Annotated in this window: 14 protein-coding genes and 1 riboswitch; of the genes, 11 read left to right on the forward strand and 3 right to left on the reverse strand. The window is 58.2% G+C overall.

Annotated elements, in window-relative coordinates:
• Positions 1 to 217 precede the first annotated feature (217 nt).
• On the reverse strand, positions 218 to 1,351 hold the full coding sequence (locus EU557_RS09895) for an alkene reductase (protein WP_135530213.1): 1,134 nt from the start codon (positions 1,349 to 1,351) through the stop codon (positions 218 to 220).
• 525 nt (positions 1,352 to 1,876) lie between these two features.
• Between EU557_RS09895 and EU557_RS09900 the strand changes: the two genes are divergently transcribed.
• Positions 1,877 to 2,818: an NmrA family NAD(P)-binding protein gene (locus tag EU557_RS09900; protein WP_245326222.1), complete on the forward strand. Its 942-nt coding sequence runs from the start codon at positions 1,877 to 1,879 to the stop codon at positions 2,816 to 2,818.
• Between the two features lie 11 nt (positions 2,819 to 2,829).
• Here EU557_RS09900 and EU557_RS09905 read toward each other — a convergent pair whose 3' ends face one another.
• A complete protein-coding gene (locus EU557_RS09905; RefSeq protein ID WP_135530214.1) occupies positions 2,830 to 3,954 on the reverse strand; it encodes a PA14 domain-containing protein in 1,125 nt (374 codons plus the stop codon).
• A gap of 443 nt (positions 3,955 to 4,397) precedes the next feature.
• Positions 4,398 to 4,511: riboswitch (SAM riboswitch) on the forward strand.
• 71 nt (positions 4,512 to 4,582) lie between these two features.
• On the opposite strand from EU557_RS09905, the gene metH reads away from it, so the two are divergent.
• The 9 genes from metH to EU557_RS09945 all read left to right on the forward strand — a co-directional run bounded on the left by metH (position 4,583) and on the right by EU557_RS09945 (position 15,552).
• Complete coding sequence (gene metH / locus EU557_RS09910) at positions 4,583 to 8,299, forward strand: methionine synthase (RefSeq protein WP_135530215.1); 3,717 nt, start codon at positions 4,583 to 4,585, stop codon at positions 8,297 to 8,299.
• Between the two features lie 146 nt (positions 8,300 to 8,445).
• Positions 8,446 to 9,402 carry a methylenetetrahydrofolate reductase [NAD(P)H] gene (metF, locus tag EU557_RS09915; protein ID WP_135530216.1) on the forward strand — a complete coding sequence of 319 codons (957 nt, stop codon included), beginning with the start codon at positions 8,446 to 8,448 and terminating at the stop codon, positions 9,400 to 9,402.
• Between the two features lie 133 nt (positions 9,403 to 9,535).
• On the forward strand, positions 9,536 to 10,015 hold the full coding sequence (locus EU557_RS09920; protein WP_135530217.1) for a tetratricopeptide repeat protein: 480 nt from the start codon (positions 9,536 to 9,538) through the stop codon (positions 10,013 to 10,015).
• Between the two features lie 267 nt (positions 10,016 to 10,282).
• Positions 10,283 to 10,858 (forward strand): energy transducer TonB, encoded by a 576-nt coding sequence (locus tag EU557_RS09925; protein WP_135530218.1) that lies wholly within the window; start codon positions 10,283 to 10,285, stop codon positions 10,856 to 10,858.
• A gap of 97 nt (positions 10,859 to 10,955) precedes the next feature.
• Positions 10,956 to 11,492, forward strand: coding sequence for a hypothetical protein (locus tag EU557_RS09930; protein ID WP_135530219.1), 537 nt, complete (start codon positions 10,956 to 10,958; stop codon positions 11,490 to 11,492).
• A 64-nt stretch (positions 11,493 to 11,556) separates the two neighbouring features.
• A complete protein-coding gene (locus EU557_RS09935) occupies positions 11,557 to 13,077 on the forward strand; it encodes an N-acetylmuramoyl-L-alanine amidase (protein WP_135530220.1) in 1,521 nt (506 codons plus the stop codon).
• 364 nt (positions 13,078 to 13,441) lie between these two features.
• A complete protein-coding gene (locus tag EU557_RS09940; RefSeq protein ID WP_135530221.1) occupies positions 13,442 to 14,845 on the forward strand; it encodes an OFA family MFS transporter in 1,404 nt (467 codons plus the stop codon).
• A gap of 26 nt (positions 14,846 to 14,871) precedes the next feature.
• A complete protein-coding gene (locus tag EU557_RS25450) occupies positions 14,872 to 15,018 on the forward strand; it encodes an MFS transporter small subunit (protein WP_167855150.1) in 147 nt (48 codons plus the stop codon).
• 105 nt (positions 15,019 to 15,123) lie between these two features.
• On the forward strand, positions 15,124 to 15,552 hold the full coding sequence (locus EU557_RS09945) for a putative signal transducing protein (RefSeq protein WP_135530222.1): 429 nt from the start codon (positions 15,124 to 15,126) through the stop codon (positions 15,550 to 15,552).
• A gap of 150 nt (positions 15,553 to 15,702) precedes the next feature.
• Here the strand turns inward: EU557_RS09945 and EU557_RS09950 are convergent, their stop codons facing one another.
• Positions 15,703 to 18,393 carry a glycoside hydrolase family 3 C-terminal domain-containing protein gene (locus EU557_RS09950; RefSeq protein WP_135530223.1) on the reverse strand — a complete coding sequence of 897 codons (2,691 nt, stop codon included), beginning with the start codon at positions 18,391 to 18,393 and terminating at the stop codon, positions 15,703 to 15,705.
• A gap of 529 nt (positions 18,394 to 18,922) precedes the next feature.
• Here EU557_RS09950 and EU557_RS09955 point away from each other — a divergent pair.
• Positions 18,923 to 19,543 (forward strand): RNA polymerase sigma factor, encoded by a 621-nt coding sequence (locus EU557_RS09955; protein ID WP_135530224.1) that lies wholly within the window; start codon positions 18,923 to 18,925, stop codon positions 19,541 to 19,543.
• The last annotated feature ends 9 nt before the right edge of the window (positions 19,544 to 19,552 follow it).

Raw genomic sequence — 19,552 nt, forward strand, 5'->3', positions numbered from 1 at the left:
GCTTACGCAGATTTCGGGTTCTGTAGCTAACCTCAGCTGTGCCCTTACTTCGGTTCACCTCACCCCCGGCCCCTCTCCTCGGGGAGAGGGGTGCGTTCTGGTATTGCGCATTTGCCACCAATAGAACGTCCTGTCGAGCAGGTATTACTCAACAGAAAAGCCCGCCCCAGCTTGCGCTGGGGCGGGCTTACTTGTTTACTGGCCTAGGCCAGTTCAGCTAGTTGTTCTGGTAGTCAACGGGCTCTTTCGTGTCTACGCCCTGGTCTTGCAGGGAGGGGTAGTCGATGTAGCCTTTGTCGCCGGGCACGTAGAACGTGCTGGGGTCGGGGGTGTTGAGGGCGGCTCCGATGCGGAAACGCTCCACCAGGTCGGGGTTGGCGATGAATGGTACGCCGAAGGCAATAACGTCGGCTTCGTTGTTGGCCAAGGCCTCTTCGGCGGTTTCCTGGGTGTAGCCACCGTTCAGGATGAAGGTGCCGTTGAAGATGTTGCGCAGGTGCGCCGCTACGGCTGGGGCACTAGGCTGGGCCATGGGGTGGCCGGGCAGGGCCTCAATTACGTGCAGGTAGGCCAGGTTGAATTTATTGAGCTGCTCCGTCACGTAGCTGAACGTTTTTACTGGGTCGGAGTCTTTGATGCTGTGGCTGCCCTGGGGCGAGAGGCGGATGCCTACGCGGTCGGCACCGAGCTCGTCAACTACGGCCTGCACTACTTCCAGCGCAAAGCGGGCACGGTTTTCCAGGCTACCACCATACTCGTCGGTGCGCTGGTTAGAGCCGTCCTGGATGAACTGGTCGAGCAGGTAGCCGTTGGCACCGTGAATCTCAGCGCCGTCGAAACCAGCCAGCTTGGCATTGCGAGCTGCCTGGCGGAACTGGTCTACTACGCCCGGAATTTCGCTTAGCTCCAGGGCGCGTGGCGTGGGTACGTCTTCGAATCCTTGGCCAGTGAAGGCTTTAGCACCTTCAGGCTTGATGGCCGAGGGGCCTACGGGCAGCTCGCCGTTATGGAAGAAGGGGTGCGATACGCGGCCTACGTGCCAGAGTTGAATAAAAATCCGGCCGCCGGCCGCATGCACGGCGTCAGTTACTTTTTTCCAACCAGCTACTTGCTCCTCAGAGTAGATGCCGGGCGTATTGATATAGCCCACGCCCTGAGGCGATACCTGCGAACCTTCCGAAATGATAAGGCCGGCCGTAGCGCGCTGCACGTAGTATTTAACTACCGACTCGGTAGGTACGGTGGCCTCGTTGGTGGCGCGGCTCCGCGTCATAGGGGCCATGGCGAAGCGGTTGGGCAGCGTGAGGGCGCCCACTTGCACGGACGTAAACAGATTGGTGGTTTGGCTCATGATGATGTCTATAGTGAGAACCCGCTACCTGCGGATTCAGCGCGTAGCAACTCGGGTAGCTACATATATGTTTCCATCACGGTTACATTTATTTTCTGTTATCTGGCGCTCAGCAGGGCTAAAGCTGCTTTAGGCGCTTGAGCTGCATAGAGATAAGAACACTAAAAGCTCTTCAGTAGCCCGTTATGTCGAGCTTGTCGAGACATCTCGTGTGCTGGCGCTGAAATGCTAACCGTCATGCTGAGCGGAGCCGAAGCATGTCTACCGCTTCGTTGCGCTGTTCTAGCCCAGTAGTTAGCCAGAGGTAGAGATGCTTCGACTACGGCTGCGCCTTCGCTCAGCATAACGGTCTAGAGAAGTTGTTGGCCCATTCTTCTACAATCACTCATTCCGTGATGAGCCTGTGCTTACTCCTTGATCCGTAATAACCTTCCAGGTAGCATCCGTGTATTATCAACTTCCAGCGTCCAGCTTTCCTTAGCGCGCTAGTTGGCATTCATTAGATCACCTTTATTTCCTCCTGTTTTGGCAGAACCTATCACTTCTTCGCCCCGCTCTGCATCAGCCCCCGCCACCATTGCCGTAGCTGGCGCCACAGGCGACTTGGGCTTCCGTATTGCCAAGGAGCTCCTGCAGCGCGGTGCTACCGTGCGGGCGTTAGTTCGGCCAGACAGCAGCTCTAAGCCTGAGATTATATCTCTGCGCCAGCAGGGGGCTACCATCACGGAAGTGAATTTCGACAGCATCATTTCCCTGACCGCCGCCTGCACCGGCGCCGATTGCGTAGTGTCGGCGCTGTCGGGGCTGCGGGAAGTGATTGTAGGCGCGCAAACGCGACTGGTAAAAGCAGCCGTGGCGGCGGGCGTGCCGCGCTTTATCCCCTCCGACTTTTCCATCGATTTCACCAAGCTGCCCAACGGCACCAACCGCAACCTCGACCTGCGCCGGGAGTTCCAGGAGCGCCTCGATCAGCAGCCCATCCAGGCTACTTCCATTCTCAACGGCATGTTCATGGACCTGCTCACCGGGCAGGCGCCGCTGGTGCTATTCGGGCCGAAACGCATCCTGTACTGGGGCGACGCCGACCAGCCCCTGGACTTTACCACTATTGCCGATACCGCCGCCTTCACCGCTGCCGCCGCCCTCGATCCTACTACCCCGCGCTACCTGCGCGTGGCCGGCGAAGTAGCCAGCATCCGGGGGGTGCAGGCCGCTGCCAGCGCCGCCACGGGTGAGCAATTTGGCCTACTGCGGGCGGGTGGCCTAGGCCTCCTGGCCGCCATGATTAAGGTAACGCGCACGCTCGTACCGGCTCGCAACGAGGTGTTTCCGCCGTGGCAGGGCATGCAGTATATGCACAACATGTTCACGGGCCGGCCCAAGCTAGAACCGCTGGATAACGACCGGTACCCCGAAATACGATGGACTCCCATCCGGGAAGTGCTGGCTAAGCGCGAGCAAAAATAAGCCGTCCTTTCTTACTGTACCACAACCTCCACCCGGCGGTTGCGGGGCCGCTGCTGCGGGTCGCGGTTGTCGGCTACTGGCCTAGCGCCGCCGTAGCCGCGGGCCGTGAGCCGCACTGAGTCGATGCCTTGTTGCACTAGGTACTGCCGCACCACCCGGGCCCGCTGCTCTGAGAGGCGAAGGTTTAGGGCTGCTTCGCCCACGTTATCGGTGTGCCCGGCTACTTCAAGTCGCATGGCAGGCTGCGCGCGTAGGGTGCGGACTAGCGCGTTCAGGGTAGGGCGCGAGCTAGGCAGCAGAGTGGCGGTACTCTGAGTGAAGTACAGGTTGGGCAACGTTACGGCCGCACCTTTGCTGAGCGCCGTCAGGTCGGGCAATTCTACGGTCGTGGTATCGGCGGCCGGTGGCCTAGCGGGTGCTGGCTTGGCCGAAACAACTGGCCTAGCACGGCGCGCTATTGGCGACGCGGCAGTCGTTGGCTTTGCTACTGCTTTCACGGGTGTGGGCGCGGGAGTTACTGTAGGTGCTACAGTTGGCACTATCGCAGCGGTAGCTTTCGGCTTAGGCGGCGTGGCTTCTGCCAGAACCAGCACATTATCGGGCAGGGTCCGGTACAGGTTTTCCGTCGGAATGGGTTGAGGCTCTTCGGAGGAGTCGGGCAGCTGCCACGCCAGTTGCGCCCGAGAATCGCGGTCAAATTGATAGTACTCTACCCGCAGGGAGTAATAGCTTCCTGCCTTCATCTTCAGATGCGTGGTAGAGATGGTAGCGGGCTGATCCTTCCAGGAGTCCAGCACCTTGTCGCCCCCAATCCAGATGCGCATGCCGTCGTCGGTGGCAATCTGAAAGGTGTAGGTGCCCGTTACCGGGGCGTAGATGTGGCCGGCCCATCTTACTGAAAACCATTCTCCAGGCACGCCCGGCCCTGGCGACACAAAATGGTCACCGTTGGGGCCAATAGTCCAGTTGAAGTCGATGGTAGGGTCAGTGCGGGTCAATACCAACTTCTCGAATTTCTTGCCCGCGTAATACTGCCCGCGTAGGCCAGTCCCGGCTTGGTGCTGCGCCATTGCTAGGCCACTTGTCAGCAGTAACATGGCCGTTACACCGGCTCGATAAAAGGATAGAGAAGCCATAGCAGCCAGTTGATAACAGGTGGAGCCAAGTTGCGCACTGCATCGTGCTTCGCAAAGTGTATTCAACGAGTACAGGGCTTTGGCTCAACGAACTAGCGAGATGATACTATATAGCACTCCTGCATTTTATAAGTAGGAGAACGTCATGCCGAACCTCATTAAAGCATCTCTACCGTTTTCGTCAGGCTGATGTAGAGACGCATACTTGCGTCTCAGCTTTGAACGATAACGCGCGAACTACTGGCCTAGAACAATAACCGTTGAACCATACGGGGTAAACAACATCAGCACGCGGGAAGACACAAGTATGTGTCTCTACATCGGGCAACGTGTATCGACTCCGCCCTACATGACGGTCTTGTGACTTGTCACCCACGCCCCTAGGCCACTCCTCAAACCTCGCAAATTGAAATTTGAAGATTCCTGCTGTATCTTCGCAGAGTTACTTATCCAGAAAGACCGAGGGATTGGGCCCGATGACGTCTTAGCAACCTGAAATAAAACAAGGTGCTAATTCCCTTTCCGAACCGTTTTGGCGGTCTGGAAGAAGATAAGAACAGGACGCGCTTCCCGCACGGCTCTCTCTGGATAGGCACTTTTTCGCTGCCGATTTACTTGAAGAGCTGATATGCCGACGACCTTGCGCCCCCACTCCCCGCTGCACGATATTCTTGCCAAACGCGTCCTGATTCTGGATGGCGCCATGGGCACCATGATTCAGCGTCATAAGCTGGAAGAGGCTGATTTCCGGGGCTCGCGCTTCGCCGACCACCCCAAGCCTCTGCGTGGCAATAACGACCTGCTCAGCATCACGCGCCCCGATATCATCAAAGGCATCCACGCCGATTACTTCGCGGCCGGGGCTGATATGGTGGAAACCAACACGTTCAGCGGCACCACCATCGCGCAGGCCGACTACGCCCTGGAGGACATCGTGTATGAGCTCAACTATGAGTCGGCGCGCATTGCCAAGGAGGTAGCCGACGAGTTTACGGCCCAGAACCCCGACAAGCCCCGCTTCGTGGCCGGCGCCATCGGGCCCACCAACCGCACCGCCTCCCTCTCCCCCGACGTAAACCGCCCCGGCTTCCGGGCCGTCACGTTTGACGAGCTGGCCACCGCCTACCACGAGCAGGTGCGCGGCCTCATCGACGGCGGCTCCGACGCGCTGCTCATCGAAACCATCTTCGACACGCTAAACGCCAAAGCGGCGCTGTATGCCGTGCAGAAGTTCTTCGACGAAGGCGGCCGCGTGGTGCCCGTCATGATTTCCGGCACCATTACCGATGCCTCCGGCCGTACCCTCTCGGGGCAGACGGTGGAGGCTTTCTGGAACTCCATTCGCCACCTGCCCCTGCTGAGCGTGGGCCTGAACTGCGCCCTCGGCGCCGATCAGCTGCAGGTGTACATCAAGGAGCTGAGCCGCATTGCCGACGTGCACATTTCGGCCTACCCTAACGCCGGCCTGCCGAATGCATTTGGTGGTTATGATGAGTCGGCCCAGGAATTTGCGGGGGTAGTGGAAAACTACCTCAAGGAAGGCTTGGTGACGGTGGTGGGTGGCTGTTGTGGTACCACGCCCCAGCACATTGGTGAGCTGGCCCGCCTGGCCGATAAGTATGAGCCGCGCCAGCTGCCCGAGCTGCCGAAAGCTACCCGCCTGAGTGGCCTAGAGCCCTTCGGCATCTACCCCGAAAGCTTGTTTGTGAACGTGGGCGAGCGGTGCAACGTAACCGGCAGCCGCGCCTTTGCCCGCCTCATCCGGACCGGCAACTACGAAGCCGCCCTGCAAGTAGCCCGCGACCAGGTGGAAGGCGGCGCTCAGGTCATCGACGTGAACATGGACGAAGGCATGCTTGACTCGGAGCAGGCCATGACCACCTTCTTGAACCTGATTGCCTCGGAGCCCGACATTTCGCGGGTACCGATTATGATTGACTCCTCGAAGTGGAGCGTGCTGGAAGCCGGCCTTAAGTGCGTGCAGGGCAAGAGCATCGTCAACTCTATTTCCTTGAAAGAAGGCGAAGAAACCTTCAAGGAGCGCTCCCGCACCGTGCGCCAATACGGCGCCGCCGTGGTGGTAATGGCCTTCGATGAGAACGGCCAGGCCGACAATTATGAGAAGCGCATCGAAATCTGCCAGCGCAGCTACGATATCCTGGTGAACGAAGTGGGCTTCCCCGCTGAGGACATCATTTTTGACCCCAACATCCTGACGGTGGGCACCGGCATGGAGGAGCACCGCACTTACGCGCTCGACTTCATTGAGGCGGTTCGCTGGATCAAGCAGAACCTGCCCGGCGCCCTCACCAGCGGCGGCGTCAGCAACATTAGCTTCTCGTTCCGCGGCAACGACGTGGTGCGCGAAGCCATGCACTCCGCCTTCCTCTACCACGCCATCCGGGCCGGCCTGGATATGGGCATCGTAAACCCCAGCCAGCTGGCCGTGTACGACGAAGTACCCAAGGACCTGCTGGAGCTGGTGGAAGACGTACTGCTGAACCGCCGCCCCGATGCTACCGAGCGCCTCGTAGAGTTTGCTGATACAGTAAAGCAGAAGGACAAAACGGAGGTAGTAGCCGACGCCTGGCGCAGCCTGCCCGTAGCGGAGCGTCTGCAGCACGCGTTGGTGAAAGGCATTACGGAGTTCATCGACGAAGACACCGAGCAGGTGCGTCAGCAGGTGGCTAGGCCACTCGAGGTAATTGAAGGCCCCCTGATGGCCGGCATGAACGTGGTGGGCGACTTATTCGGTGCCGGTAAGATGTTCCTACCCCAGGTAGTGAAATCGGCCCGTGTAATGAAGAAGGCAGTGGCCTACCTAGAGCCCTACCTGCTGGCCGACAAGCAAAGCGGTGACCGGCAAACCGCCGGTAAGATTCTACTAGCTACGGTGAAAGGCGACGTGCACGACATTGGTAAGAACATCGTGGGCGTGGTACTGGCCTGTAACAACTTCGACATTGTGGACCTAGGCGTAATGGTCCCCCTGGAAAAGATCCTGGACGAAGCCGTAAAGCAGCAAGTAGACGTAATTGGCCTCAGCGGCCTTATCACCCCGAGTCTGGATGAGATGGTGTACGTGGCCCAGGAGATGGAAAAGCGCGGCCTCAACACCCCGCTGCTCATTGGTGGCGCCACCACCTCCCGCCTGCACGCCGCGGTGAAAATTGCGCCCAACTACTCCGGCCCCGTAGTACACGTAAACGACGCCTCCCGCTCAGTAGGCGTGGCTGCAGCTTTGCTAGGCTCTGCCGATGTGGAGTACGCCCGCACCGTGCGCGAGGAGTACCGCCAGCTCCGCGAGGATTATGCTGGCCGCCAGCGCGAGAAGAACTACCTGACCATTGAGGCGGCCCGCGAGAATGGCTTCAAAGCCGACTGGGAAACCAGCCGCATCGTGAAGCCGAGCTTCCTAGGTACCAAGGTGCTGGAAGACTACCCGCTAGCGGAGCTGGCCGAGTACATCGACTGGACGCCCTTCTTCCAGACCTGGGAGTTGAAGGGCCGCTACCCCCGCATCCTCACCGATGAGAATGTGGGCGAAGCCGCCACCCAGCTCTTCAACGACGCCCAGAAGCTGCTCAAGCAAATCATCGACGAGAAGCTGCTCACGGCCCGCGCCGTGGTAGGCTTCTGGCCCGCCAACACCGTAGGCCACGATACCATCCAGATTTTCAAGGACGACACTCGTCAGGAAATCCAGACGGAGTTCTTTACCCTGCGCCAACAAAGTGAGAAAGCCCCCGGCGTGCCCAACCTAGCCTTCTCCGACTTTGTGGCCCCACGCGAAACCGGCCGCGAGGACTACATCGGTGGTTTTGCCGTGACGGCTGGCCTAGGTATCGAAAAACTGCTGGAAAAGTATGAGCAGGAGCACGACGACTACTCCAGCATCATGGTGAAAGCCCTGGCCGACCGCCTCGCCGAAGCCTTTGCCGAGCGCCTGCATCAGCGCGTGCGCGAGGAGTTCTGGGGCTACGACCCGGCCGAAAACCTCTCCAACGAAGACCTCATTCAGGAGAAATACAAAGGCGTGCGCCCCGCCCCCGGCTACCCCGGCTGCCCCGACCACACCGAGAAAGTCACCCTGTTTGAGCTCCTCGACGCGGAAAACACCACCGGCATCCGTCTCACCGAAAACCTGGCCATGTACCCCGCCTCCTCCGTGAGCGGCCTCTACTACGCCCACCCCGATTCCCGCTACTTCGGCCTCGGCCGCATCGGCAAGGACCAGGTAGAGGACATTGCCGAACGCAAAAACATGCCGCTGCCGGAGCTGGAGCGCTGGCTGGCCCCCAACCTAAACTATGACCCCGCCAGCGTGCCTGTAACGGCACTCTAGGCCACCCCACCCCCGGCCCCTCCCCTCCGGGAGAGGGGAGCCAGACAAATGGTTTTACCCTGCATGGCGCAAGCCAGCCTATTTTACAACCGCACCGTTAGGCACCCCTCTCCCGGAGGGGAGGGGCCGGGGGTGGGGTCCGCTATATGAAAGTAACCGAACACCTGGCCCGCGCCAACGGCAAAACGCTGTTTTCCTTCGAGGTGCTGCCCCCGAAAAAGGGCGAGAACATTCAGAACCTGTTCTCGAACATTGAGCCCCTGATGGAGTTCAAGCCACCATTCATTGACGTAACGTACCACCGCGAGGAGTACGTGTACCGCCAGCACCCCAACGGGTTTCTGGAGAAGAAAACGGTCCGCAAACGTCCCGGTACAGTAGGCATATGCGCCGCCATCAAGAACCGCTTCGATGTGGACACGGTGCCCCACCTCATCTGCGGAGGCTTCTCCAAGGAGGAAACTGAAAACGCCCTCATCGACCTGCACTTCCTGGGCATTGATAACGTGCTGGCCCTGCGCGGCGACCCAATCAAGAGTGAAGGACACTTCAAGCCCGACCCCGATGGGCATGCCTATGCCGCCGACCTGATTGGGCAGGTGGCCAACCTCAACAAGGGTGAGTACCTGGATGAGGAGCAGGACGATACCTGGGCTACCAACTTCTGCATCGGCACGGCCGGCTACCCCGAGAAGCACTTTGAGTCGCCGAACTACGGAGCCGATTTGCGCTACCTCAAACATAAAGTAGACCGCGGCGCCGACTACATCGTGACCCAGATGTTCTTCGACAACGAGCAGTTCTTCAACTTCGAGAAGCGCTGCCGCGAGGCGGGCATTACCGTGCCCATCATCCCCGGTCTGAAGCCACTCACCACCAAGAGCCAGCTTACCATGCTGCCTCGCTCCTTCTACCTCAACATTCCGGAGGCGCTGGCTGATGCCGTGCACCATGCGCCCGACAACGCGGCAGCCCGCGAAATTGGGATTGAGTGGTGCATCAACCAGAGCCGGGAGCTAATGGCCCACGGCGTGCCAGTGTTGCACTACTATAGCATGGGCAAGTCGGAGAGCATTCGGCGGGTAGCGGCGGCCCTGTTCTAGGCCACTCGGGCACTACCAATATAAGGGGTACTACCCGCCGCTGTTATTGTACGGCGGCGGGTAGTACCCCTCTTTCATGTGGAGAATCCGTATAGATTCTGCTCTTTGCTGTTTCGTGCCTTACTGCTTGTGTATGTCTACTCTCGATGATCTTTTTGCCCGCCTCCATGAAGCTACCACTCCGGCGGAGATTGAAGCGCTACAAGACGGTATCTGGCAGATCTGGCTGATGACGGAGCACCCGTTGCTAGATAAGCACCTGGAGGCTGGCATGCGGGCCATGGCCGCCGGCGACTATACCTTGGCCATTCGGGAATTTACTGTGCTAGTTGAAACCAGCCCCGACTACGCCGAAGGGTGGAACAAGCGCGCTACTGCCCACTACCTGCGGGGCGAATACCGGGCCTCCCTCGACGACGTGCGCGAAACACTGCGCCTGGAGCCGCGCCACTTCGGAGCCATCTCGGGGCGGGCTACTATGCTGTTGCATCTGGGTGATGCAGCCGGATCCCTACGCTCCCTTCAGCGCCTGGAGCGGCTCTGCCCAAACTGGCCTGGCCTACAAAACCGTCTGCGCGACCTACGCGACCAGCTGGATGAGACAGGCTGGTAAGAAGTACGCTCTTGCGCTTTGCCATCTGCTGAGATAGTTGTAAATTTCCCGGACCTAGAGTTCTGAACAGCTACCCCCACTAACTGTTCAGAGGCTTATTACTTGCTCTAGGTCAGCACATAATGGTCCCACCCGCATCTCACTTGGCAGATTGGCCTCAGGCCAAATTATAACAAAAACTATATTTTATTTTACTCCTTCAGCCGCCGGCATTCCGGCTGGTGGATTCTTCGCGCTCCTTCCCTCCCCAAATCCCACTCTTTTACCATGAAGAAACTCTTACCCCTCATAGTACTGGCCTTGTTACTCAGTGTGTTCTCGGCGCAAGCGCAGAAACTGCGCAAAACCGACTGGGAGAGCGGCCAACTAGAAAAAGGCGAGAAAGTTGGCGTATGGGAATACTACGCCTATACCCGCGACGGCCGCCAGGTGATTACGCAGAAATACGACCACACTGCCAAGAAGCTGGTGTTCTTCCGCGACTTCGACGATGTGTCTTACCCCGTGCAAACGCCGGCGGGCACCTGGAACCGGGAACATCTTACGCAGCCCCCACTTTTCCTGGGTGGCGATGCCGCGCTGGCGCCCTTCATGAGCAAGCTTAACTACCCCGTGCAGGCTCAAAACAAGAACATCCAGGGCAAAGTGGTGGTGGCCTTTGTGGTAGACACGCTGGGCCGGGCCATAGATCATAAAATTATGCTGGGCATTGGTGGAGGCTGCGATGAGGAAGCCCTGCGCGTAGCCCGGGCTATTCCTAACCAGTGGCTGCCAGCCCGGATGGGTAGCCGCGCAGTGGTAGTGCAGCACGAGTTGCCCTTCACTTTCCGGCTTGCGAAGTAGCTCACCGGAACCGACGAGCTTGCGCCCCCTGATGGCTACACTGCCGGACTTGTTCCGGCAGTGTAGCCATTCCTGCTTTTGCCCCGTACATTACGGCATGAAACGAGCTATTCTCCTCCTATTTCCTGCCACTGCCCTACTGGCCTCTACGCTAACTGGCTGCGACAGCACGCCGCGCGAGCGGCAGGAAGCCGTGAGCCAGGGCGCCCGCCGCTTAGACACGATTGCCGACCGCGCCGCCGACAAGTTAAAAGTGGCTGGCCACCGCGCAGCCCGCTTCGACTCCGCCTCAAAGGCTCGCTCCCGGCAGCCCCTCGACAAAGCCGCTGAAGCTACCTTCGTTAATGAGTTGCTAGGCACCTACTCGGGTATTGAGCAGCTTACGCCCACTACCATTGAGCCAGCGTACGTGCAGTTTATGCAGCAGGTGCGCGCGAAACGGAAGCAATGGACCCAGCGCGACTGGGACTATGCTACCGCTATCAGCCGCCGCCTCAACCAGCAGTTCCGCAACATTCGGCTGGATATTAAGGGCCGTGATGAGATACATATCCGGGCTCTGCAGACTGAGTTTACGGCGCTGGAAACCGGCCGCGATGTAAAAGACCTGGGCCAGGCCGTAAAGCAACCGTAGGCCACCCTCCCCCGTTTTTGCAAAGCCCCGCTGCCTGCGGGGCTTTTCTTTTGCGGTGCTCTTGATGAAAACTTCCCGTAAGCTTCTGAGTGGCCTCGTCCTGGCTGAGGCATTATTTTTAGGGGCACCCGCGCGTGCTCAGCAGCCCCAGCTAATTGAGTCGGCGGAGACGGTGCCGGCGGCCGACCAGTGGCTGCGCCCCGGCGACCGGCTCCAGGTGCGGCTCGTAGGCCAGCCCGGAGCGCGAGTAACCTTCCTGAACGGGCAGCCGCTTACAGAGCTCTTGCCGGCCCAAGCCCAGGGCAAGCGGGGCGTGTACCAGGCCACCTACGTGGTGCAGCCCACCGATACCCTGCAGGATAGGCCCATCACGTTTCAATTGCTTACGCCCGATAGTCTCATGGCTACGGCCCAGAGCAAGAGCAAAATCCGCTTCCTGAACCCCAACGCCCCGCAATTGGCTGTAACCAAAGGCAGCCTGGCCTACCTAAACTATGGGTTGGGCGAAGACCGCCTGGGTGGTGCCAAGCTAGGCTACCTCGATTCGCTGGTGATGCTGCACCTCACTGGGCGAGTAGGCAACCAGTATCGGGTGCAGCTCAGTGAAACCAACACGGCCTGGGTACCGCAAGAAGTGGTGCGCCTGCTGCCACCCGGGGGCTTCGTACCTGCTTCCCTCACCGGCTCCTGGAGCGTGCAGGGCGGCTCTCTCTACGACTACGTGCGCGTGCCTCTTATGGCTCGCCTCCCCTACCGCTCTCAGCTTCTTACTGAGCCCGGCCGGTTGGTAGTAGATATCTACGGGGCCACCTCTAACACCAACTGGATAACCCAGCGTGACGGCCTGCGGGAACTAGGTGACGTGACCTACGAGCAAGTAGCCCCCGATGTATTCCGGTTGATTCTGCACCTGCGCCACCGCCAAAGCTGGGGCTACCACATTGGCTACCGCGGCAGCACATTGGAAATCCAAGTGAAGCGCCCACCCCAGAAGCTGCGGTTGCGGGGCCTAACCGTAGCCGTAGATGCCGGCCATGGCGGCACCAATGAGGGGGCCACTGGCGCCAGCGGAGCCCGTGAGAAAGATCTTACCCTGGCCATTGCCCAACAGCTCCGCCAACAGCTAGTGCAAGCCGGGGCCCGCGTGCTGATGACCCGCGAAACCGATGCCACCGTTGACAACGGCGACCGGGTATTGCTCCTGCGCAACCGCCGGCCTGATCTACTAGTGAGCATACATGTTAATTCCTCGGGCAGCGCTACGGTGCGGGGCACCAGTACATACTACAGGTACGTGGCTTTTCGGCCTCTTTCAGTGGCTCTATATGAGCAGATGCGCGAAACTGGCCTACCGGGCTTCGGCAACGTGGGTAGTTTCAATTTTGGGTTGAATGGACCCACTGAGTACCCCAATGCACTGGTAGAAACAGCCTTTGTGTCGAACCCCGAGGATGAAAAGCTGCTTACCTCACCCGCCTTTCAGCAACGCATGGCCAAAGCCATGCGGGTGGGCATTGAGCGGTTTTTAAAGAGCTGTCGGGCCAAAGGCCCCAAAGGATGGCTGCTAGGCCAGTCAGCGGAGTGAAACACTGCGCTAATTACTTCTCCCAGGTACAGTAAGGCATTACCTATTTAATGGCTGAATCATACCTATACCACTGATGCTGGCTGACTTGAGAGGCCTAAAAACAGTAGAATACTTGTGTAGCTACATCCTTTCCTCATATAGCTCGTACTTTCTTAGATGCATCGCCTAGGGCAATGTGTTGCGTCAGCCTGCAAATATTCCTTTGCTATAGCTTTTTAGCAAAAAATACTCCAGCGTTCCACAAAAAAGCCTAGCGAAGCTTCTACCTTACTGGTTGTCAATCCGTACAGCCGGGAACTGTTCCGGCAGGCTGTTTGGCCGCCTGTTCTTTTACCTACTTTCCCACATCACCACTCCATCTATGGCAAATGCTTCTTTACTAGACCGCAGCCGTACAATTGCCGGGCCGGGCTACAACCGGTGGCTGGTGCCACCTGCTGCACTGGCTATTCACTTGGCAATTGGGCAGGCATACGCCTTTAGCGTGTTTAAAAAACCACTAGGAGCATTGCTCAGCGGTGATGTGGACCACCCCGCCGCCGGCGACTGGTCTCCGGCCCAAATCGGCTGGATTTTCTCCATTGCCATTGTGTTGCTAGGCCTGTCGGCCGCCATTTTTGGGACGTGGCTGGAGCGCGTAGGCCCTCGCAAAGCCATGATGGCCTCGGCTCTGTGCTTTGGGGGCGGCTTCCTGATTGGATCATTAGGTGTACATCTGCACAGCTTGGCCCTGCTGTATTTTGGATACGGGTTTGTGGGCGGCATTGGCCTAGGCATCGGCTATATCTCGCCGGTTAGTACGCTCATTAAGTGGTTTCCTGACCGCAAAGGGGTAGCTACCGGCATGGCCATCATGGGCTTTGGTGGCGGCGCCATGATTGGCTCACCATTGGCGGTAGCCCTTATGGCGCACTTTAAAGACTCCGCTCCGCAGGGCGTGGCACCCACCTTCATTGTGATGGGCATCATCTACTTCCTATTCATGCAGTTTGGCGTTTGGACCATTCGGGTGCCCGCCGACGATTGGGCTCCCGCGGGTTATGTTCCCAGCACGGAACACTCGGCCCTTATTACTACCGGCAACGTATCAGCCGATAACGCCATTAAAACGCCGCAGTTCTGGCTGCTGTGGGTAGTACTACTCACCAACGTAACGGCCGGTATTGGGGTACTGGAAACGGCTTCCCCACTTATTCAAGAAAGCTTTTCTGATGCTACCATGGGAGCCGGCCGCGGCGTAACGGTGGCCGCAGCAGCCGGTTTCGTAGGCCTGTTGAGCTTGTTTAACCTGCTGGGCCGCTTCTTCTGGTCTTCGGCTTCTGATAAACTTGGGCGCAAAGTCACGTATGCTATTTACTTCGGCCTAGGCATTCTGCTGTACGCCCTGGTACCTACACTAGGCCACAATGCGCAGCTCACGCTATTTGTGCTGGTGGCCTGTATTATTATCAGCATGTATGGGGGCGGCTTCGCGACTATTCCTGCTTACCTCTCCGACCTGTTTGGCAAGTATCAGGTAGGCGCTATTCACGGGCGCCTGCTGACGGCCTGGAGCACTGCTGGCGTGCTGGGGCCGCTCATCGTGAACTACCTGCACGAAAGCCGCAAGGCCGAGGGCTTCACGGGGGCCGCCGCGTATCAGACGGTGTTTTACACCATGGCGGGGCTGCTGGTAGTAGGCCTATTAGCCAACCTGGCCGTAACCGCCGTCAACGAGAAATACAACGAGAAAGGCCCCGTGACTATCCAGCCCGGCGGCCATTAATCCTCTCTTCTTAACCAGTCTTCACCATGAGTGCACAACCTAATTCTTCGGCTCCGGCTCCTGCTGAAACCAGCTCCACGGCTTCCTTGGCAATTGCTTGGCTGTTTGTGGGTATCCCGCTGGTGTGGGGTGTTGCCCAAACTTTCATTAAGGCACTGGCCTTGTTCCAATAAGCTCAACCTTCACATTATCAATAAAAAGAAGCACCCAAACGGGTGCTTCTTTTGTTAGGGCAGTGGTGCATCTTTGCGTACTCTTTAGCGCTGGCCCGTTCTTTTATGACTTCCGCCTTCAATGCCGGCTCAGCTGTGGTGCTACTCACCACTTTCCCGGATTCTATTGCCGCTCACTTGGCTAAAAACCAGCTGGATGCCGCCGATGTACCGTGCTTTCTCAGCAACGAGCACCGGCCGTATGGCCCCGTTTCGGGCGGGGTGCGCCTGTACGTGCGCGAGCAGGATGTGGCCGCCGCCCAAGAGTTGCTGCAGCCCCATCACTCGCCCATGCACGCCCTCCCGGAGCAGCCTGATGGCCTAGAAGAAACGGCGCCCCGCTGCCCCCGCTGCCACCACCATGAGGTAGTGTGCCGCCACACGCCCCAGCCTTCCGACAACCTGTTTACCAAGTTGCGCCTGTGGCTGCTGGCCCCGGAAGCGCCCCAGTGCCATTGCTTTAATTGCGGGCACGAGTTTGAGCTTGCAGAGTAGCCGCAGAGAATCAGCTGCGGTAACGGCCTCATCCGTTAGCTTCATTAAGCCTATCTAAAGCCCTGACTAATGCTATAAGATACCCCAGACACTAATAAAAAGCCCGCGCACCTGATGGTTGCGCGGGCTTTTTTGTGATGGAGCTAGGGCTTAGTCGATGATGACACGTTTGCCCTGGAGCTTTACATCAGCCTTCAGCACGCTGCCCTTAACTACGGCATCAGAAAGAGGCTGCCCGCCGCCGGCGAAGAGCTGCACGCTACCAGCGTCTTCGGCGCGCTGAGCTTGTGCATTTAGCTGCGACAGTTGCCGGGGGGTGAGCGTGAACTTTACGGTTTTCTTCTCTCCGGCTTGCAGCGGCACGCGCCGGAAACCTTCTAGCGCGTGCAGGGCCACTCGGCCTTTGGTATCGGGGTGGCGCACGTACAGCTGCACCACCTCGTCGCCAGGGCGCTGGCTGGTGTTTTGCACGTCTACGCTTACCTGCACGGGTTGGCCGGTTTTGGCTTTGGAGGGTGCTTTAAGGTTGCTGTATTTGAAGGTGGAATAGCTCAGGCCGTGGCCAAAGGGATAGAGTGGCGTATCCTTGAAGTAGCGGTAAGTGCGGCCCGCCATGTCGTAATTATCGAAGGGCGGCAGCTGGCTCTCCGACTTGTAGAACGTCACGGGGAGGCGTCCGGCAGGGTTATAATCACCGAAGAGCACATCGGCAATGGCCGTACCAGCCGACTGCCCACCGTACCAGCTGTTCACAATGGCCGGCAGGTTGGCCGCCTCCCACTGGCACCCGATGGCGCTGCCGGTCATCATTACAAATACAACGGGCTTGCCTGTGGAATGCAGCAACTGCATCAGCTCCGTCTGCACCTTGGGCAGGGCAATGCTGGTTCGGTCGCCGCCGCTGAAGCCTTCCACGTTTACCTTCATTTCCTCACCCTCCAGCCGTGGCGAGATGCCGCCCACAAACACAATGGCGTCGGCGTCTTTTACCTGGCCTAGAATGTTCTGCGCGTTCATAGGCACCACGTGGGCCCCAGTGAATTTCAGAATGCTGCGGCTTACCCCTTGGAAGTACTCAATCTTGATGGCCAGCTTCTTGCCGGCCTCCACTTTCATGGTGTGCTGGCTGGTAGATACGCCCCGGCTGTTCCAGTTATCAATCACCAATTGGTTGTCGATGAACAACCGGTAGCCATCGTCGCCGGTAACCTGGAAGGCCATTTCCTCTGACTTCTCCGGCGTGAACGTGCTCAGGTAACGCGCCGACACATTCTCCGACGGCAGACCCTTCACAATTTCCAGCTTGGTGTTGGCCAGGTAGCGGTCTAGGCCAGGCTCCTGCACCGTAGACACGGGCTTCCCCTCCAGGTTGGTGCCCTTGAAGTACTCGGCCCGGAAGCCGGGCTTGCCCTCGTAGGCCAGGTTCTTGTTTACATCGAAGGTTTCGTAGACGATGTTACTGGCGTAGTCAACCCCTTGAATGTATGTCACCTGTGTGTTAGGCCCTACTTTCTCCCGAATGCCCATGAGGGGCGTTACGTTGCGGGTAGGAAAGCCATTGTAGTTGCCTAGCTGCACGCTTTCGTTGTCGGCGTTGGGGCCGAGCACGGCAATCTTCTTCAGGTCTTTGCGCAATGGCAGGGTGTTCTTCTCATTCTTGAGCAGCACCATAGACTCTTGCGCCATTTTGAGGGCATGAGCTTGATGCGGGGCACTTTCCACCACACTCATCGGAATCTGAGCATACTTCACGCGCTCTACCGGGTCGAACATACCCAGCTGAAACCGGATCTTATACAGGCGCTTCACCGAAACATCCAGCTGCTTTTCGGTAATCAGACCTTTCTGTACTGACTCTAAGAGGGAGTTGTAGGTGAAGAGCTTGCCCGTGGCACACTCGATGTCGGTACCGTGCAGCACGGCATTGGCGGCCGCAGTGGCCGGGTCGGGGTCGGTTTTGTGGTGCTGCCAGAAGTCGTTGAGGCCGTCGCAGTCGGAGGTGACGTAGCCTTTGAACTTCCATTTGTCATACAGGATTTCGTTCATGAGCTTGTCGCTGCCGCAACAGGGCTGCCCGGCGTAGGCGTTGTAAGCGCACATCACGCCCGCCACTTTCGCATCCACAATCAGGTCGCGGAAGGCGGGCAGGTAGGTATCCCAGAGGTCGTAGTCGCTGATTTGGGCGTTGAACTCGTGGCGGGAGGGCTCGGGCCCGCTGTGCACGGCAAAGTGCTTGGCACAGGCCGTAATCTTAAGGTACTTCGGATCGTCGCCCTGAAAACCTTTCACCAGTGCCGAGCCCAGTTGGCCGGTCAGGTACGGGTCCTCGCCGTAGGTTTCCTGGCCCCGTCCCCAACGCGGGTCGCGGAAGATGTTAATGTTGGGCGTCCAGAACGTGAGGCCCTGGTAGATACCCCGCTCTCCGCGCCGCACGTACTCCTGGTGCACCGCCCGCGCCTCATCCGAGGTAATGGTGGCCATCCGCAGCATGGCGTCCTCATCAAAGGTGGCCGCTAGGCCTATGGCTTGCGGAAACACCGTGGTTTTCATACTGGTGCGCGCCACGCCGTGCAGGGCCTCATTCCACCAGTTATAGGCCGGTATTTCCAAGCGGTCAATAGCAGGCGAAGCATTCAGCATCTGCGACACTTTTTCCGGCAGCGTCAGACGACCCACCAAATCATCCACGCGCTGGTCGAGGGGGAGGTCGGGGTTGCGGAAGGGGAGGTCGGCTACAGGAACTGGGGCAGTTTGGGTGGTAGGGTTGCCATGCCTAGGGCTTTGGCTAGGAGCGGCGCTTGTGAGAGCGGCCAGCCCCAAGACGAGGAGTGGGTTTTTCATCCGTAAACAGAAGTGAATATGCAGTGCCCAACTACGGTCAGCACGCTACTGGCCTACAGCCTAAGGCCCGCCAGCAGGCCGCACTGTCGAGAAGGTGACGTATCAAGGCCTGCGCTAAAGTATGATTACCGTCAACAGTTGGCGAACTTCTGAGCTTATGTCGACCATAAATAAACTATGCAATCGTTTTAGATAGTATTTTTTTCAGGATACATAGCACCCTTGCCGCACATTACGGCTCAACCCGGCAACAGCTTCTCCGAGCAGCGTAGGCCACCCCGGGCGCACCACTAAAAAACCACCTTAATTATTCACTAAAACGATAATGCACCGTTTTATCCTCACTATTTATCTAGCTTTTTCTATAAAGAAACGCAGAATAATTACCTCTCGGCATAGCTGGCTGAGGAGGTTTCAACAGCCCTAGAAATAAGCCTTATTGGCTACGGGTGGGCCCCTTGCGGCTTGCTAATTCGCTGACCGTAAACTATATATTCGCAGGAGAGCTTAGCCATTTCTTCTTTATTCCGTGAAACCTACTTCCGTCCGCATGTACGCTTCTTACGCAGAGGCCACGCTGCTCGACGCTCTACGAGCGGGCGATGAAGGGGCGTTTGCGGAAGTGTACAAGCGCTATAGCTTTCGCCTGTTTACGGTGGCCTACCAAAAGCTGAAGAGCCGTGAGGCAGCCGAGGAATTAGTGCAGGACTTGTTTGAGAACCTCTGGACGCGGCGGGCTACCATACAGGTAGAGCAGCTCGATTACTACCTGTTTTCGGCTATCAAGTACCGCATCATCAACTATATTAAAACGCAGAAGCTGCGCGCTGGCTATCAGCTGTATCTGCAGGTTAGCGCCTCGGAAAAGAATACAGAAACTGAAGAAGCGCTGGCGTTGAATGACCTAACGGCGGCATTGCTGGCCGGGATACAAGATCTACCCGAGAAGTCGCGGGAGATTTTTCAGCTCAGTCGCTTTGAGCATTATAGCGTGTCGGAAATTTCAGGGCAGATTAACCTGTCAGAAAAGACGGTGGAGGGCAACAACCGCACGTGGCAGGAGGTGTACGACCTCACCAGCACGGTGATTGCCTCAAACCAATACAGCCTTCTACCCAATTACGCGGCTATTCACCAAGAGATTGGGTAGAACAGCAGC

This window comes from Hymenobacter wooponensis, assembly GCF_004745865.1.
Taxonomy (GTDB): domain Bacteria; phylum Bacteroidota; class Bacteroidia; order Cytophagales; family Hymenobacteraceae; genus Hymenobacter; species Hymenobacter wooponensis.

Excerpts from the sequence above, each read along its gene's own strand:
- EU557_RS09895 (WP_135530213.1), bottom strand. The coding sequence starts at position 1,351 with ATGAGCCAAACCACCAATCTGTTTACGTCCGTGCAAGTGGGCGCCCTC.
- EU557_RS09905 (WP_135530214.1), bottom strand. The coding sequence starts at position 3,954 with ATGGCTTCTCTATCCTTTTATCGAGCCGGTGTAACGGCCATGTTACTG.
- metH (WP_135530215.1), top strand. The coding sequence starts at position 4,583 with ATGCCGACGACCTTGCGCCCCCACTCCCCGCTGCACGATATTCTTGCC.
- metF (WP_135530216.1), top strand. The coding sequence starts at position 8,446 with ATGAAAGTAACCGAACACCTGGCCCGCGCCAACGGCAAAACGCTGTTT.
- EU557_RS09920 (WP_135530217.1), top strand. The coding sequence starts at position 9,536 with ATGTCTACTCTCGATGATCTTTTTGCCCGCCTCCATGAAGCTACCACT.
- EU557_RS09925 (WP_135530218.1), top strand. The coding sequence starts at position 10,283 with ATGAAGAAACTCTTACCCCTCATAGTACTGGCCTTGTTACTCAGTGTG.
- EU557_RS09930 (WP_135530219.1), top strand. The coding sequence starts at position 10,956 with ATGAAACGAGCTATTCTCCTCCTATTTCCTGCCACTGCCCTACTGGCC.
- EU557_RS09935 (WP_135530220.1), top strand. The coding sequence starts at position 11,557 with ATGAAAACTTCCCGTAAGCTTCTGAGTGGCCTCGTCCTGGCTGAGGCA.
- EU557_RS09940 (WP_135530221.1), top strand. The coding sequence starts at position 13,442 with ATGGCAAATGCTTCTTTACTAGACCGCAGCCGTACAATTGCCGGGCCG.
- EU557_RS25450 (WP_167855150.1), top strand. The coding sequence starts at position 14,872 with ATGAGTGCACAACCTAATTCTTCGGCTCCGGCTCCTGCTGAAACCAGC.
- EU557_RS09945 (WP_135530222.1), top strand. The coding sequence starts at position 15,124 with ATGACTTCCGCCTTCAATGCCGGCTCAGCTGTGGTGCTACTCACCACT.
- EU557_RS09950 (WP_135530223.1), bottom strand. The coding sequence starts at position 18,393 with ATGAAAAACCCACTCCTCGTCTTGGGGCTGGCCGCTCTCACAAGCGCC.